The 13,876-nt window shown below is 71.4% G+C and carries 14 protein-coding genes; 11 read left to right on the forward strand and 3 right to left on the reverse strand.

Features of this window, described 5'->3' with window-relative positions; translation table 11 throughout:
- Positions 1 to 88: 88 nt before the first annotated feature.
- Positions 89 to 697: an NADPH-dependent F420 reductase gene (locus ACFWZH_RS26445; RefSeq protein WP_384436079.1), complete on the reverse strand. Its 609-nt coding sequence runs from the start codon at positions 695 to 697 to the stop codon at positions 89 to 91.
- A gap of 272 nt (positions 698 to 969) precedes the next feature.
- Between ACFWZH_RS26445 and ACFWZH_RS26450 the strand changes: the two genes are divergently transcribed.
- From ACFWZH_RS26450 to ACFWZH_RS26470, 5 genes are all read left to right on the forward strand, one after another.
- A complete protein-coding gene (locus ACFWZH_RS26450) occupies positions 970 to 1,848 on the forward strand; it encodes an RICIN domain-containing protein (protein WP_384436082.1) in 879 nt (292 codons plus the stop codon).
- 571 nt (positions 1,849 to 2,419) lie between these two features.
- Complete coding sequence (gene pcaC, locus ACFWZH_RS26455) at positions 2,420 to 3,703, forward strand: 4-carboxymuconolactone decarboxylase (protein ID WP_384436085.1); 1,284 nt, start codon at positions 2,420 to 2,422, stop codon at positions 3,701 to 3,703.
- A 108-nt stretch (positions 3,704 to 3,811) separates the two neighbouring features.
- Positions 3,812 to 4,453, forward strand: a complete 642-nt coding sequence (locus ACFWZH_RS26460) for an MBL fold metallo-hydrolase (RefSeq protein WP_384436088.1) — start codon at positions 3,812 to 3,814, stop codon at positions 4,451 to 4,453.
- A 53-nt stretch (positions 4,454 to 4,506) separates the two neighbouring features.
- A complete protein-coding gene (locus ACFWZH_RS26465) occupies positions 4,507 to 5,286 on the forward strand; it encodes an exodeoxyribonuclease III (RefSeq protein WP_384436091.1) in 780 nt (259 codons plus the stop codon).
- 132 nt (positions 5,287 to 5,418) lie between these two features.
- Positions 5,419 to 5,943 (forward strand): hypothetical protein, encoded by a 525-nt coding sequence (locus ACFWZH_RS26470; RefSeq protein WP_384436094.1) that lies wholly within the window; start codon positions 5,419 to 5,421, stop codon positions 5,941 to 5,943.
- A 163-nt stretch (positions 5,944 to 6,106) separates the two neighbouring features.
- On the opposite strand, the gene ACFWZH_RS26475 is transcribed toward ACFWZH_RS26470, so the two are convergent.
- A complete protein-coding gene (locus tag ACFWZH_RS26475) occupies positions 6,107 to 7,000 on the reverse strand; it encodes a helix-turn-helix transcriptional regulator (protein ID WP_384436097.1) in 894 nt (297 codons plus the stop codon).
- Positions 7,001 to 7,128: 128 nt separating this feature from the next.
- Here ACFWZH_RS26475 and ACFWZH_RS26480 point away from each other — a divergent pair, with 128 nt between their 5' ends.
- Positions 7,129 to 7,953: an SDR family oxidoreductase gene (locus ACFWZH_RS26480; RefSeq protein ID WP_384436100.1), complete on the forward strand. Its 825-nt coding sequence runs from the start codon at positions 7,129 to 7,131 to the stop codon at positions 7,951 to 7,953.
- A 43-nt stretch (positions 7,954 to 7,996) separates the two neighbouring features.
- On the opposite strand, the gene ACFWZH_RS26485 is transcribed toward ACFWZH_RS26480, so the two are convergent.
- Entirely contained in the window at positions 7,997 to 9,814 is a 1,818-nt protein-coding gene (locus ACFWZH_RS26485) for an SGNH/GDSL hydrolase family protein (protein ID WP_384436103.1), read from the reverse strand.
- Between the two features lie 213 nt (positions 9,815 to 10,027).
- Here ACFWZH_RS26485 and ACFWZH_RS26490 point away from each other — a divergent pair, with 213 nt between their 5' ends.
- The 5 genes from ACFWZH_RS26490 (at position 10,028) to ACFWZH_RS26510 (ending at position 13,828) form a co-directional block, all read left to right on the forward strand.
- A complete protein-coding gene (locus ACFWZH_RS26490; protein WP_384436106.1) occupies positions 10,028 to 10,468 on the forward strand; it encodes a DUF6278 family protein in 441 nt (146 codons plus the stop codon).
- Positions 10,469 to 10,608: 140 nt separating this feature from the next.
- Complete coding sequence (locus tag ACFWZH_RS26495) at positions 10,609 to 11,352, forward strand: amino acid ABC transporter ATP-binding protein (protein ID WP_384436109.1); 744 nt, start codon at positions 10,609 to 10,611, stop codon at positions 11,350 to 11,352.
- A 61-nt stretch (positions 11,353 to 11,413) separates the two neighbouring features.
- A complete protein-coding gene (locus tag ACFWZH_RS26500; protein WP_384436112.1) occupies positions 11,414 to 12,298 on the forward strand; it encodes a glutamate ABC transporter substrate-binding protein in 885 nt (294 codons plus the stop codon).
- Between the two features lie 19 nt (positions 12,299 to 12,317).
- On the forward strand, positions 12,318 to 12,962 hold the full coding sequence (locus ACFWZH_RS26505; RefSeq protein WP_384436115.1) for an amino acid ABC transporter permease: 645 nt from the start codon (positions 12,318 to 12,320) through the stop codon (positions 12,960 to 12,962).
- Positions 12,959 to 13,828 carry an amino acid ABC transporter permease gene (locus ACFWZH_RS26510; RefSeq protein WP_384436118.1) on the forward strand — a complete coding sequence of 290 codons (870 nt, stop codon included), beginning with the start codon at positions 12,959 to 12,961 and terminating at the stop codon, positions 13,826 to 13,828. Before ACFWZH_RS26505 ends, ACFWZH_RS26510 begins: the two co-directional genes overlap by 4 nt.
- Positions 13,829 to 13,876: the final 48 nt, after the last annotated feature.

A 13,876-nucleotide genomic window follows, 5' to 3' on the forward strand; every position in this document is an offset into this window, starting at 1 on the left:
CCGGCGGGGCTGCTGTGCGTGGCGTGCTACGACGGTGTGCAGCAGGGTGGCCCTATCGGCTCGCTCGCCTTCTCCCGTCCTCCTGAGGTCAGAGGGCGAGCAGGTCCTTGCGCGGGCCACCGAGCGGGCCGCCGCTGTCGAAGAGGGGGCCGCCTTCGGCGAGGGCTCCGGTGTCGACGGCCTGGAAACCGGCGCTGTCGGCCAGCTCCGCCACTTTCCGTTTGGCGTCGGCGTCGTCCCCGGCGAGCAGGACGATGCGGCGCCCGCCGTCGACGGCGGGGCTCTCGGCGAGGACCTGAGCCGGGTAGGTGTTGAAGCCCTTGACCACAAGAGCACCCGGGACGAGCGAGGCGATGACCTCGGTGGGCGGGCGGCCCTGGGTGTCGGCGTGCTCCAGACCGCCCGCCGTCTCCCGCAGCGGGTTGACCGGGACGAGGACGGTGCGTCCTTGCCAGGAGGAGACCGAGGCCACCGCGCTCTCCTTCTGGTCCCACTGGACGGCCAGGACGACGACGTCGCCGAAGTCGGCGGCCTCCTGCGGTGTCCCGGCCGACGCGTTCTCGCCGAGCTCGCCAACGAGCGGAGCCAGGGTGTGCGGGCCGCGGGAGTTCGCCATCTTCACCTGGTGCCCGGCCCGCGCGAAATGCCCGGCCAGGGCCTTGCCCAGCCGGCCGGTACCGATGATTCCCACCTTCATGCCCTCACCGTCGCACACCCGCACAGGCCCCGCCTCCCGACGATCCGGCGCCGCGCTCGACCGGGCTCCCCGGGAGCCGGCCCCGTGCGGACGGCCCGAACCACTCCACCGCGTCGACGACCTCATGGGCCGGGCACACCACCGGGCACGACACAACATCGAACCTATCGGCCAGTGACCGAATTTGATCACTATCGGTGATCACTCCGGGACCCTAGGGTGATGGCGTGCCCGCGGTGTGCGGGAATGCGACCAGAGAGGGACGGACGAGGGTGACGGTCAAGATCTTCGAGGGCAGCGGTGTCGAGGCGTGCCCGAAGGGCTGGTACGCGGTCTACGAGCACGAGGACTTCAACGCCAAGGAGCGTGGCCGCGTCCTGCTCTCCGATCAGACGCTGGGCGACGTCCGGGCGTTCGGCTTCGAAGGCCGTGTCCTGTCGGTGGTCGACCACACCGAGCAGAGCCTGGCCCTGCACGTCGAGCCCGGCTTCAAGGGCTTCGCCGGCCAGGTCGGCCCGCGCGACGAGCTCCCGTCCATCGCCGAGAAGGACACCCGCGAGATCGACGACCTCGGCGCCATCGTGGGCGCCTCCCGCACCACCCTGGGCCCGGCGCTGAAGAACCGGACGGCTTCCATACGCATCTTCCCGCACGGCACCGACACCGCACAGGTGCAGAAGAACCAACTGCCCGTCGAGGAAGGCACCTACATCCTCACCAACGTCGGCAGCGGCAAGGTGCTGGACATCCTGGGCGACGAGCACGAGAGCGGGGCCAACGTCGGCCAGTACACCCGCCACGGCGGCCCCAACCAGCAGTGGACGTTCAAGGCCGTACGCCGCGCCGGCCGCCCGTCCCCGTGGGACGTCACCGGCCAGTACGAGATCACGTCCAAGGCCAGCGGGCTGTTCCTCGACGTCGACAAAGCCGGCCTTCAGGACACCGCCAACATCCAGCAGTGGACGGGGAACGGCGGCACCAACCAACGCTGGTGGGTAAGCCCCCTCGGCGACGGCGTCTTCGTGATCAGCAGCGTCCTCAGCGGCAAGGCCGTGGACGTCGCCGGCATGTCGACGGACAACAGCGCGAACGTGCAGCAGTACACCTTCAACGACACCGACGCACAGAAATGGCGCCTGGAGCGCATCTGACAGCCACAGCCTGAAGGCCCCTCAAGAACCCCTGCGGGCCCTGCACACCGCAGGGCCCGCCCGGCCATCACAAGCGCGTCGCATCCTCACTGTGGTGAACGGTGCGCCTATGGGCGATCAACCAGCTCAAGGTTGTCCTTGGAGGACAAGACCCGCCGCGAAATCGTCCGATGCCTCAAACGCTACGCTGCCCGGGGGGTCTTCCACCTGGTCAGGCCGGTATGCGGAGGCTCCCCGTCGTAGGGCGTCACATCCCCGGTCATAGGGGCAGTTGTGAGATGCGAGAGTGTGCGGGGTGTGAGCGAGATACCGACGCGCCTCTCCGGCACCGCCTTGATGGGTCGGAAGACGCGCCGGCCCTGATCACGAGCAAGGCGCGTATTCGTACAGGGGATCATGGTGAGCTACGACGAGCCGGGGCACCCAGTCGTCTACGCCGTCTCGACCGCGAGGCTCTGACCTGCTCTTTCCTCGCTTTGGGCGCCGCCAGCGGCCACGCCCCGGCCCCTCGCGCCGGCTCTTCCTGACCCGGGTGTCAGGATCGCGTCAGAGCGTTCGGTAGCGTGGCCGGGTGAGCGAGAAGACCCTGCAGCACCGGATCGACGGCCCCGACGACGCCCCAGTACTCGTGCTGGGTGCCGCCCTCGGTACCACATGGCACATGTGGGACCGGCAGATCCCCGAGCTGACCCGTCACTGGCGCGTGATCCGTTTCGACCTGCCCGGTCACGGCGGCTCGCCCGCGCACGCGGCGCCTTCCATCGCCGAACTGGCCGACCGGCTGGTCGCCACCCTCGACGCGCTCGGTGTGGACCGCTTCGGCTACGCCGGCTGCAACATCGGCGGCGCCATCGGCACCCAGCTGGCGCTCACCCGCCCCCACCGGGTCACCTCGCTGGCCCTGGTGTCCTCGTCGCCGCGCTACGGCACCGCCGACGCCTGGCGCCAGCGCGGCGTGGTCATCCGCACCAACGGACTCGACCCGATCGCCCGCACCTCCCCGGAGCACTGGTTCACCCAGGGCTTCGCCGGTGCCCAGCCCGCGATCGTCGAGTGGGCCGTGCAGATGGTGCGGACCACCGACCCCGGCTGCTACATCGCCGCCTGTGAGGCGCTGGCCTCCTACGACGTACGGTCCTCACTCGGCCGCGTCGGCGTGCCCACGCTGGTCGTCGTCGGCTCCGAGGACCAGGTCACCCCGACCACCGACGCCCGCACCCTGGTCGCCGGCATACCCGACGCGAGCCTGGCGCTGGTGCCCGGCACCTCCCACCTCGCGCCCGTCGAGCAGCCCTCGGCCGTCACCGAGCTCCTCATCCGGCACTTCACCACCGCCTGGCACGACAAGCCGGGCCCCGGTGGCCAGGCCGCCATCGGCGCCGCGGCCCCCAAGCCGCAGATCGCGCCCCCGCCGCCCCCGCAGGCGCCGCCCGCCGCCATAGAGTCCGGTCTCGCCCAGCCGGAGCAGCACCGCGGCGGCACGTACGAGGCGGGCATCAAGATCCGCCGCGAGGTCCTGGGCGACGCCCATGTCGACCAGGTCGAGTCGGCCACCGACGCCTTCACCGGGGACTTCCACGACTTCATCACCCGTTACGCCTGGGGCGAGACCTGGAGCCGTCCCGGCCTGGACCGCCGTACCCGCAGCGTCATCACGCTCACCGCGCTGGTCGCCCGCGGCCACCACGACGAGCTGGCGCTGCACACCCGCGCGGCGCTGCGCAACGGCCTGACTCCCATGGAGATCAAGGAAGTCCTGCTGCACACCGCCGTCTACTGCGGCGTCCCGGCCGCCAACTCCGCCTTCGCGGTCGCCCAGCGGGTGATCCGGGAGGAGACCACGCCGGAGGCGTGAGGCCGGCGGGCTCGGCGCGTCGCGCCTCCCGGGGCCCGAGGGGGACGCCCCTTCGGCCACTCGCCCATCTCACCCCCCACCGGCCCCGCGCGCGGCAAGATGGCGGCCATGGAACTCACCAAGAAGACCCATGCCTGTGTCCGGCTGGAGAAGGACGGGCAGACGCTCGTCATCGACCCCGGTGTCTTCAGCGAAGCGGACGCGGCCGTCGGAGCGGACGCGATCCTGGTCACCCACGAGCACAGGGACCACTTCAACGAGGACCGGCTGCGCGCGGGCATGGAGGCCAACCCCGGCGCCCAGATCTGGACCCTGGCCAGTGTGGCCGAGCAGCTCTCGGCCGCGTTCCCCGGCCGGGTGCACACGGTCGGCGAGGGCGACACCTTCACCGCGGCCGGTTTCGAGGTCGAGGTGCACGGCCAGCTGCACGCCGTCATCCACCCCGACATCCCGCGGATCACCAACGTCGGCTACCTGATCGACGGCGGCGCGGTGTTCCACCCGGGCGACGCGCTGACCGTTCCCGAGGGCCGTACGGTCGACACCCTGCTGCTGCCCGTCCACGCGCCCTGGAACAAGGTCGCCGAGGTCATCGACTACGTCCGCGAGGTCGCGCCCCGGCGGGCCGTCGACATCCACGACAGCCTGCTCCAGGACCACGCCCGGCCGATCTACGACACCATGATCGACCAGCTGGGCGGTACCGACCACGGCCGGCTCGCTCCCGGCGGCAGCACCCTGGTCGGCTGAGCGCCGGACCGGCCGGGAGCCGACTGTCAGTGCCGCGCTGTAGGTTTGCAGACATGCGCATCGCGACCTGGAACGTCAATTCGATCACCGCCCGCCTCCCGCGACTGCTGGCCTGGCTGGAGAGCACCGGCACGGACGTGCTGTGCATCCAGGAGACCAAGTGCACCGCCGAGCAGTTCCCGTACGACGAGCTGCGCGAGCTCGGCTATGAAGCGGCGGTCAACGCCACCGGGCGGTGGAACGGCGTGGCCCTGCTGTCCAAGGTGGGGCTGGCGGACGTGGTGCAGGGGCTCCCGGGCGGCCCGGACTACGAGGGGGCGCAGGAGCCGCGCGCGATCTCGGCGACCTGCGGCCCGGCCCGCGTCTGGTCGGTGTACGTCCCCAACGGCCGCGAGATCGACCATGCGCACTACACCTACAAGCTCGGCTGGTTCGAGGCGCTGAAGACCGCGGTCGCCGAGGACGCGGCGGGCCCCCGCCCGTTCGCGGTCCTCGGCGACTACAACGTCGCCCCCACGGACGAGGACGTCTGGGACCCCGCGGTCTTCGTCGGCGCCACCCATGTCACCCCCGCCGAGCGCGCCGCCCTGACGGCGCTGCGCGAGGCGGGCCTGACGGACGTCGTACCGCGCCCGCTCAAGTACGACCGGCCGTACACCTACTGGGACTACCGCCAGCTCGCCTTCCCCAAGAACCGCGGTATGCGCATCGACCTGGTCTACGGCAACGAGCCGTTCGCCAAGGCCGTCTCCGACGCCTACGTGGACCGCGAGGAGCGCAAGGGCAAGGGCGCTTCGGACCATGCCCCCGTCGTCGTGGACCTCGACGTCTAGGGCCTGATCCACTAGGGCCTGATCCAGTAGGGCCTGATCCACTAGGGCCTGATCCAGTAGGGCCTGACCCATCGGACAGGCCACATTTCCGTGCCGGGGGGCGTCATCCTTCACCTGATTCTCGCTTGTGATGTGCTCTTCTGGGTCTTCCTCATCGGCGGCCTGACCGCGCGCTATGCCGCCGGTTGGCGGGGCGTCGGCGGTGTTCTGCTGCTGTGCGTCCCACTGATCGATGTCGTGCTGCTGGGGGCCACTGTCCTCAGCATCCGAAGCGGCGCCGAGCCGACCATCTGGCACGGCCTGTCAGCGGCCTATCTCGGCATCACCGTGGTCTACGGCCACCGCACCATGCGCTGGGCCGACACGAAGTTCGCCCGCCGCTTCGGCAGGGCGGCCGCTTCGCCGAGTCCCGGCCTCTACGGCCGTGCGGCAGTCGCGGACGCCTGGAAGTCCTGGCTCGGATTCCTGCTGGCCTACACGGTCAGTGTCGGCCTGATCGTCGGTTTGGCCGTTTTGGCCGGCAGCCTCGACAAGGGTGCCCCACTGCTCGTCTGGCTCAACCCGCTCACCAAGGTGCTGGTCTACAGCCTGATCTGGCCTGTAGTGACCACCATCTGGCCCGGTAAGGCACCCCAGTCGGCGGAGGAGAACGGCTGACCGGCGCCGGACCCCACATGCGAAACATGCGAAGGCGCCGCTACGCGGGCTGCTCGGTGATCCGAACGAAGGCCCCTGGGCGTCAGGCCCTGGCCGGGGTGCGGCCGGCCGGTGACGAACCAGCCGGCCGGGTCCGGTCGTTGCACGCGCCCGAGGCGGGGGTTCAGCCTTCGTCGGAGGATGCCGTCTCGGACGGTGTCGGGTGCCGGGCGGGGTCGTCGGGGTGCTGGGCGGGGTCGTCGGCGGTCAGGCTTCCCAGGAGGATCAGTGCCTGTTCCGAGGCGCTGCCGGGGGCCGCCTGGTAGACGACCAGCTGCTGTCCGGGGGCGCTGTTGACGGTCAGCGACTCGTAGTCCAGCGTCAGTTCCCCCACCAGAGGGTGCCGGAAGCGTTTGGTCTCGCGGGTCTTTCGGCGAATGTCGTGGCGGGCCCACAGTCGGCGGAACTCCGGGCTGCGCAACGACAGTTCGCCGACGGTACGCACGAGCTGGGGGTCGTCGTGGCCGCTGCCGGCCGCCGAGCGCAGCGCGGCCACGGCGTTGCTCGCCGCCCTCTCCCAGTCCGGGTAGAACGCCCGCGCGTCCGGATCGAGGAACACCAGGCGCAGCAGATCGCCGCTGTAGGTGTGGCCGGCGAACAGGGCCCGGCCCAGGGGGTTGTCGGCCAGCACGTTCAGACGGCGGCCCAGCACCACCGCCGGAGTACGGTGCCAGCCCGCCATCATCCGCAGCAGCGCCTCGCCGACCGGCTCCGGCCGGGTGCCTGCCCGCCCCCACTCCGGGGCCGGTCGGGTCAGCCGGTGCAGGTGGTCCGCGGCGTCCCCGTCCAGGTTCAGGGCCCGGGCCAGGGCCTCGACCACCTGCGCGGAAGGGCTCCGTTCGCGGCCCTGCTCCAACCGTGTGTAGTAGTCGGTGCTGACGCCGGCCAGGATCGCCACCTCCTCCCGGCGCAGCCCCACCACCCGGCGCCGGCCGGAGACCGGCAGTCCGGCGTCCTCGGGTGTGACCAGGGCGCGGCGGGCACGGAGGTACTCGCCGAGCGGGTTCGCGCTGTCCATGACCGCCACCCTAGGCACGGCGAAGCCGGTGGCGGGAGCCCGGAAGGTGGCCGTGGAACTCCTAGGATCGCTCCTCCCGGGAGAGGCGTTGCCTGGTCCCCGCGGCGGGCCCGCCGCAGGGTGAGGGCATGACTTCCCTCCCCTTGACCACCTCCTCTTCCTCCCTCACCACCGCCCCCGGCGATGACCGGCTCACCGGGCCCCTGACCGGCCGGGTCGCGGTCGTGACCGGTGCCTCCAGCGGGATCGGCGCGGCCACCGCCCGCCGCCTGGCCGCCGGCGGGGCGCATGTCGCCCTCCTGGGCCGCCGCGAGGACCGGCTGACGGACCTGGCCGATCGGCTCCGCGCCACGGCCACCGGGGCCCTGTTGCCGGTGGCCGTCGACGTGACCGACCCCGAGGCCCTCGACACCGCCGCCCGCGCCGTCGTCTCGGCCCTCGGGCCCGTCGACCTCGTCGTGGCCAACGCCGGGGTGATGCTCGGCGCGCCCTTCGAGACCGCCCGGACCGACGAGTGGGACCGCATGATCGACGTCAATCTCCGCGGTCTGCTCCACACGGCGCGGGCCTTCACCGACGGCCTCCTGGCCGCCGCGGCCGACGGCCGTCCCGCGGATCTGGTGCAGGTGGGCTCCGTCGCCGGCCACGCCCTCTACCCCAACTGGTCGGTCTACTGCGCCACCAAGTCCGCCGTCGCCCACCTGACCCGCAATCTGCGCGCCGAACTGGGGCCCCGCGGCGTCCGCGTGAAGAACGTGGAACCCGGCGTCACCGTCACGGAACTCGGGGCGGACATGCACGACGCCGACCTGCGCACGTCATTGGCCCGTATGCGGACCGACCTGCGCCCGCTGGCCGCCGAGGACATCGCCGAGGCCATCGCCTTCGCCGTCTCCGTCCCTCCGCACGTCAACATCGCCGATATGGTCGTCGTCCCTGTGCAGCAGGGCTGATCCCGGCGCCCCGGGAGCAGCGCGCCTCCCGGGGCGCCCGGCCTCACCCCCGCCGCCCCGGCACCAGTGTCCGCAGGTCCACCGCATCGCCCAGCGCCTGCAGGCCCGCGTCGCCGGGGTGGAGGTGGTCGCCGCTGTCGTAGGCGGGCAGCAAGCGCTGGGGGCGCTGCGGATCGCGCAGTACGGCGTCGAAGTCCAGTGCCGCGTCGAAGACGGTGCCGGCGTTGCCGCGCACGAAGGCGTTGACGGCCTGGCGGCGGGCCTCCACCTCCGGGGTGCAGTCGCGGTAGCCCTCGCAGGGGGCGATGGTCGCGACCACCACCCGCAGCCCCCGCTCGTGCGCCCGCCGGGCGAGGGCCCGGAGGCCGGCGACGACCTCCTCGGCCGGGGTCCCCCAGCGCACGTCGTTGACGCCCTCGAACACCACCACCGTCCGCACCGACGGCTGCGCCAGCACATCGCGCTCCAGTCGGTGCTGGGCGCTGACCCCGCCGGTGTCCGTGCTGACCCCGTCGCCCTGATAGCGGTCGGTGACGATCCGGTTCGCCGAGATGCCGTGGTTGAGCACGCCGTAGCGGGGCAGTGCGCTCTGCGTCTGGAAGCGGCGGGCGAGGACGTCCGGCCAGCGCCGGTTGGCGCCGCTGGTCGACTTCACCCCGTCGGTGAGCGAGTCGCCCAGCGCCACGATCGAGCCGGGCCCGCCGTCCACCGCGACACCCGTCAGGAACGGCCAGAAGGTCATCGTCTCCGGATACCCGCCGCCCTCGGCGTCCGTCGTACGGTCCCCGCTGCCGTCCGCGCTCAGATACGACCGCTGGGCCGCCTCCTGGTGCACCGGCGCCGCCGTCACCGTGCCCGGCAGATGGATGCTCACCAGCAGGTCGGTGCCGGCGGGGACGGCGAAGGGCGCCGGGTCGCTGAAGGCCTCGGCGCCGGCGGGTATACGGGTGCCGGTCCGCCCCCGTCCGAAGGTCAGCGGCACGGGCTCGCCGTCCGCCGCCGCCCCCGCGCCGCGTAGCGCGATGCTGGCCGCCCCGATGTCGACCGGCGCCGCCGCGAAGGTGTTGGCGATCCGGATCCGCGCCCGCGGCCCGCCCGCCCCGCTGTGGACGACCAGCCGCAGCGTACGGTCCCTCCAGGGCCCGACGGCCCGGTAGCCGGCCGTGCTCGCCGCCCAACTCCCGGTCCGGCCGGGCCCGCCGTCCCGGACCGACACCGCGAAGACATGCAGCTGCGCACCCGTCTCCGGCGCCTTGGGCAGTACCACGGACGCCACCTCCCGCTCGGCCCGCAGCGGTACCGACACCGCGTACAGCCGCGCGGGCCCGACCGGCCCGCCGTCCGCGCCGTTGACGTGCGGCAGCGCCACCGCCTTGGTGCTGAGCGGCCCGGACAGCCAGTCGGGCGCGGTGAGTTCGTAGGAGCTGCGCGAGCCGTCCCGATAGCGCACGGTGCCGGTGCCGGACGCCGTGCCGCCCGTCCCGGCGACCAGGAACGTCAGCGCCGCGCCCCGCCCGCGCACGGCCACCGACTGCCCGTCCGCCCGCAGGTTGTCCGGTGTCCCGGCCCCCGTACGCGGCCAGGTGAGACGGGTCGCGTCGATGGTCGGTGTGCTCCCGGGCGGCCAGCCGGCCGCCGCCAGGTCCTGTGCGGACAGTGAGTGGCCGGCGCCGTCGAAGTCGGCCGCGCCGGGTGCGGAGTCGTCGCTGACCGCCGTGTTGTCGAAGAGCCTGGCCAGCGGCAGCGGGTGGTGCGCCGGGCCGGACGGGGCGGCCGCGGCCGGGCCGGCGGAGGTGGTGGCGGGCAGTGCCGTCGCGGTGATCAGCAGGGTCAGGGTGGTTCCCCATCGTCGTAGGCGCATCGGTCGGTGTCCCTTCGGGGGCGTCAACGGGCAGGTGTGCACTGCGATCCGGCCGCTCCCTCAAGGCACGAGGGGGCAGGCCGGATCCGGCCGATCCGATCCGAGCGCCATGAAGGTAGGAAGGCAGACAGGGAGCGTCAAGGTGACGAACCGGGCCCGTTCGCGCCGCGCGCCTGTGGCCCGCACCACAGGTCGGGTGGGACCCTGCACACCATGAACATGTCTTTCCTGGACAAGTGGCGCAGGCGTCAGCATGCGCACCGGTCCGTGCCGCTCGCGGAGTCGGTGCGCGCCGATCCCGGAAGCGTCGTCGAGCTGCTGTCCGAATGCGAGCTGCTGCGTGCCCAGGCCGCCACCGCGGGGGTGGAACTGGACGACTCCGTACGGTCGTTGGAGCTGCTGGACCAGTTGCAGCCGGTATGGCGGGACGATCCGGAGGTGGTGCCCTGGCTCGGCAACGACGCGGGCCTCTACCTCGGCACGGTCCTGGTGCGCACGGTGCGCGGCGCGGTCTGGCATGTCTGGCCCAACGGGCAGCCGGTGGTCCGGCTGGAGTCCGGGCGGGAGGTCGACGTGGTGGCGGCCGGCCACGAGTGGGCCGATGTCGGTGCGCCGGAGCTGTCCCAGGTCTACGCCGAGGCCTCCGAGGCCTGACACCCATCCGGGAGGTAACGGGCTTAACTGATTTATCCACTCCTATCCGCTGATACGTGCGTGTCAGCGAAGAACCGCCCCTTTCGCCCCGGTAGGTTGCGGGCTCTGCGCGGTACGGATGAGAGTGGGCAGGACTGCATATGACCGGTGATGCGCTGATCGAGATGCGCGGGGTCAACAAGCACTACGGAAATCTGCATGTCCTCCAGGACATCGACCTCACCGTCGGCCGCGGGGAGGTGGTCGTGGTCATCGGGCCCTCCGGCGGCGGGAAGTCCACCCTGTGCCGGGCCATCAACCGCCTGGAAGCCGTCGAGTCGGGCACCATCAAACTGGACGGCCGGCCGCTGCCCGAAGAGGGCCGCGCGCTGGCCCAGCTGCGTGCCGAAGTCGGCATGGTCTTCCAGTCGTTCAACCTCTTCGCCCACAAGACCGTGCTCGCCAACATCATGCTGGCGCCGATCAAGGTCCGTAAGAAGAAGAAGGACGAGGCCGCGCGGCGCGCCCGCGAACTCCTGGACCGGGTCGGGCTCGCCTCGCAGGCCGACAAGTACCCCGCACAGCTCTCCGGCGGCCAGCAGCAGCGCGTCGCCATCGCCCGCGCGCTCGCCATGGAGCCCAAGGCGCTGCTCTTCGACGAGCCGACCTCCGCGCTCGACCCGGAGATGATCAACGAGGTGCTGGAGGTCATGCGCCAGCTCGCCCGGGAGGGCATGACGATGGTGGTGGTCACGCACGAGATGGGCTTCGCCCGCTCCGCCGCCAACCGCGTGGTGTTCATGGCCGACGGCCGGATCGTCGAGGACCGCACCCCCGAGGAGTTCTTCACCGCACCGCGCAGCGAACGGGCCAAGGACTTCCTCTCCAAGATCCTCAAGCACTAACGGGGGCGCCGCGATGCCGCACCGTCATTCCACGCGCCTGCGCCGTGCCCTTGTGGCCTTCATGGCCCTCACGCTCGCCGCGCTCGCCCTCGCGGGCTGCGGCCGGCCCGGCAGCCCGCCGGTCAAGGGCCCCAAGGGCAGCGAACTGCCCCAGTACCCCGTCGCCAGGGACTTCTCGCTGCCCGACTCCCCGACCTGGGTGCGGGCCAAGCGCCGCGGACATCTCATCATCGGCGTCAAGGAGGACCAGCCCTACCTCGGCGAGCGGGACCCGGCCTCCGGCCGCTACTCCGGCTTCGACATCGAGATCGCCAAGATGGCGTCGGCCGCACTCGGCTTCCCGCCCGACACCATCGAGTTCAAGACGATCGCCTCCGCCAACCGCGAGACGGCCCTGCAGAACGGCCAGATCGACCTCTACGTCGGCACGTACACCATCAACGACAAGCGCAAGAAGCTGGTGGGCTTCGCGGGCCCCTACTACATGGCCGGCCAGTCGCTGCTGGTGCGCGCCGACGAGAACGCCATCAAGGGGCCGCAGGACCTGGCCGGCAAACGCGTCTGCTCGGCCGCCGGCTCGACCCCGTACCAGCGCATGCAGACCGAGTACCCCAAGGCCGTCCTGGTCGCCTACGACACCTACTCGGTGTGCGTCGACAACCTGCTGACCTACCAGGTCGACGCGGTCACCACCGATGACGCGATCCTGCTGGGCTACGCGGCCAAGGTGCCCGACGAGCTGAAGGTCGTCGGCAAGCCGTTCTCCCAGGAGCCGTACGGCATCGGTGTCCCGCACGGCGACAACGCGCTGCGCTACGCGCTCGACGACGCGCTCGCCGCCGACGAGGCGAACGGCAACTGGAAGAAGGCCTACGACGCGACCCTCGGCCTGTCCGGGGTGCCCGCACCCAAGCCGCCCCCGATCGACCGCTACCCGGCGGACTGAGGAGCCAAGGAACCGACCGATGAACGTTCTCCTCGACAACCTCTCCCTCTACGGGGAGGGCCTGCTGGGCACCGTCGAACTCACCGTCTACGCCTCGCTGCTCGCGCTCGGCCTGGGCTTCCTCATGGCGGCCTTCCGCGTCGCACCGGTCGGCTCGCTGCGGGCCCTGGGCACGGCATGGGTGACGGTGCTGCGCAACACGCCGCTGACGCTGCTGTTCTTCGCGGTGGTGCTGGGCCTGCCGCGCTTCGGCCTCGTACTGCCCTTCAAGCTCTTCGCGATCCTGGCGCTGGGCTGCTACACCTCGGCCTTCATCTGCGAGGCGGTGCGCTCCGGCATCAACACCGTGCCGGTCGGCCAGGGCGAGGCGGCCCGCAGCCTGGGCCTGACCTTTCCGCAGACCCTCGGCGACATCGTCCTGCCGCAGGCCTTCCGGTCCGTCATCCCGCCCATCGGCTCGACGCTGATCGCGCTCGCCAAGAACTCCGCGATCGCCGGCGCCTTCAGCGTCACCGAACTGCTCGGCGTCTACAAACCGCTCAGCGAGATGGGCTACAGCATCATCTGGTCCTTCGTCTGGATCGCCGTGGGCTATCTGATCGTGACCCTGTCCATCAGCGCGATCTTCAACGTGCTGGAGAAGCGCTTCGGAGCCGTCCGATGACCACCACCGCCCTCTACGACATCCCGGGCCCGCGGACCAGGGCGCGGCACCGGCTCTACGGCGTCGGGGCGACGGCCGTGATCATCGCCCTGGTCGTCTGGATCGTCTACCTCCTCTTCGACACCGGGCAGTTCACCGCGGCCAAGTGGAGCCCCTTCCTCTACAAGGGGATCCAGGAGCTGCTGCTCACCGGTCTCGGCAACACCCTGCGGGCCTTCGGCCTCGCGGCGGTGTTCTCCCTGGCGCTCGGCGCGGTGCTCGCCACCGGCCGGCTCTCCGAACACCGGATCGTGCGCTGGGTGTGCACCCTGGTGGTGGAGTTCTTCCGCGCGATGCCCCTGCTCGTCATGATCTTCTTCATCTATGTGGCGCTGCAGGTCGCCCCGCTGCCCGCCCTGGTCGCCGGCCTGACCCTCTACAACGGCTCGGTCCTCGCGGAGGTCTTCCGCAGCGGCGTCAACGCCGTCGAGCGCGGCCAGCGGGAGGCCGCGTACGCACTGGGCATGCGCAAGACCCAGGTCATGACGCACGTCCTGGTGCCGCAGGCGGTCCGCGCGATGCTCCCGGCCATCATCAGCCAGCTGGTGGTGGCCCTGAAGGACACCTCGCTCGGATACCTCATCACCTACGAGGAGTTCCTGCACGCCGGCAAGCTGATCGCCTCCAACCTCGACTACGGCCTGCCGTTCATCCCCGTCGTCATGATCATCTCGCCGATCTACATCGGGATGTGCATGCTGCTGTCCTGGCTGGCCAACTGGGTCTCCCGGCGCCAGAAGCGCAACCCCAAGGTCGAGGCCGTCGAGGTGGCCGCCGCCGAGCCCGGCACCCTGTTGCCGGGGGACCACCGGCGCCACACGGGGTGAGCGCTTCAGGGCGTAGTCCCGGCTCCGCCGTGCGACGGAGCCGGAACC

The organism is Streptomyces sp. NPDC059008 (genome assembly GCF_042749045.1).
Taxonomy (GTDB): Bacteria; Actinomycetota; Actinomycetes; order Streptomycetales; family Streptomycetaceae; genus Streptomyces.

Excerpts from the sequence above, each read along its gene's own strand:
- ACFWZH_RS26465 (WP_384436091.1), top strand. The coding sequence starts at position 4,507 with ATGCGCATCGCGACCTGGAACGTCAATTCGATCACCGCCCGCCTCCCG.
- ACFWZH_RS26500 (WP_384436112.1), top strand. The coding sequence starts at position 11,414 with ATGGCCCTCACGCTCGCCGCGCTCGCCCTCGCGGGCTGCGGCCGGCCC.
- ACFWZH_RS26510 (WP_384436118.1), top strand. The coding sequence starts at position 12,959 with ATGACCACCACCGCCCTCTACGACATCCCGGGCCCGCGGACCAGGGCG.
- ACFWZH_RS26460 (WP_384436088.1), top strand. The coding sequence starts at position 3,812 with ATGGAACTCACCAAGAAGACCCATGCCTGTGTCCGGCTGGAGAAGGAC.
- ACFWZH_RS26445 (WP_384436079.1), bottom strand. The coding sequence starts at position 697 with ATGAAGGTGGGAATCATCGGTACCGGCCGGCTGGGCAAGGCCCTGGCC.
- ACFWZH_RS26505 (WP_384436115.1), top strand. The coding sequence starts at position 12,318 with ATGAACGTTCTCCTCGACAACCTCTCCCTCTACGGGGAGGGCCTGCTG.
- ACFWZH_RS26490 (WP_384436106.1), top strand. The coding sequence starts at position 10,028 with ATGAACATGTCTTTCCTGGACAAGTGGCGCAGGCGTCAGCATGCGCAC.
- ACFWZH_RS26475 (WP_384436097.1), bottom strand. The coding sequence starts at position 7,000 with ATGGACAGCGCGAACCCGCTCGGCGAGTACCTCCGTGCCCGCCGCGCC.
- ACFWZH_RS26480 (WP_384436100.1), top strand. The coding sequence starts at position 7,129 with ATGACTTCCCTCCCCTTGACCACCTCCTCTTCCTCCCTCACCACCGCC.
- ACFWZH_RS26485 (WP_384436103.1), bottom strand. The coding sequence starts at position 9,814 with ATGCGCCTACGACGATGGGGAACCACCCTGACCCTGCTGATCACCGCG.
- ACFWZH_RS26495 (WP_384436109.1), top strand. The coding sequence starts at position 10,609 with ATGACCGGTGATGCGCTGATCGAGATGCGCGGGGTCAACAAGCACTAC.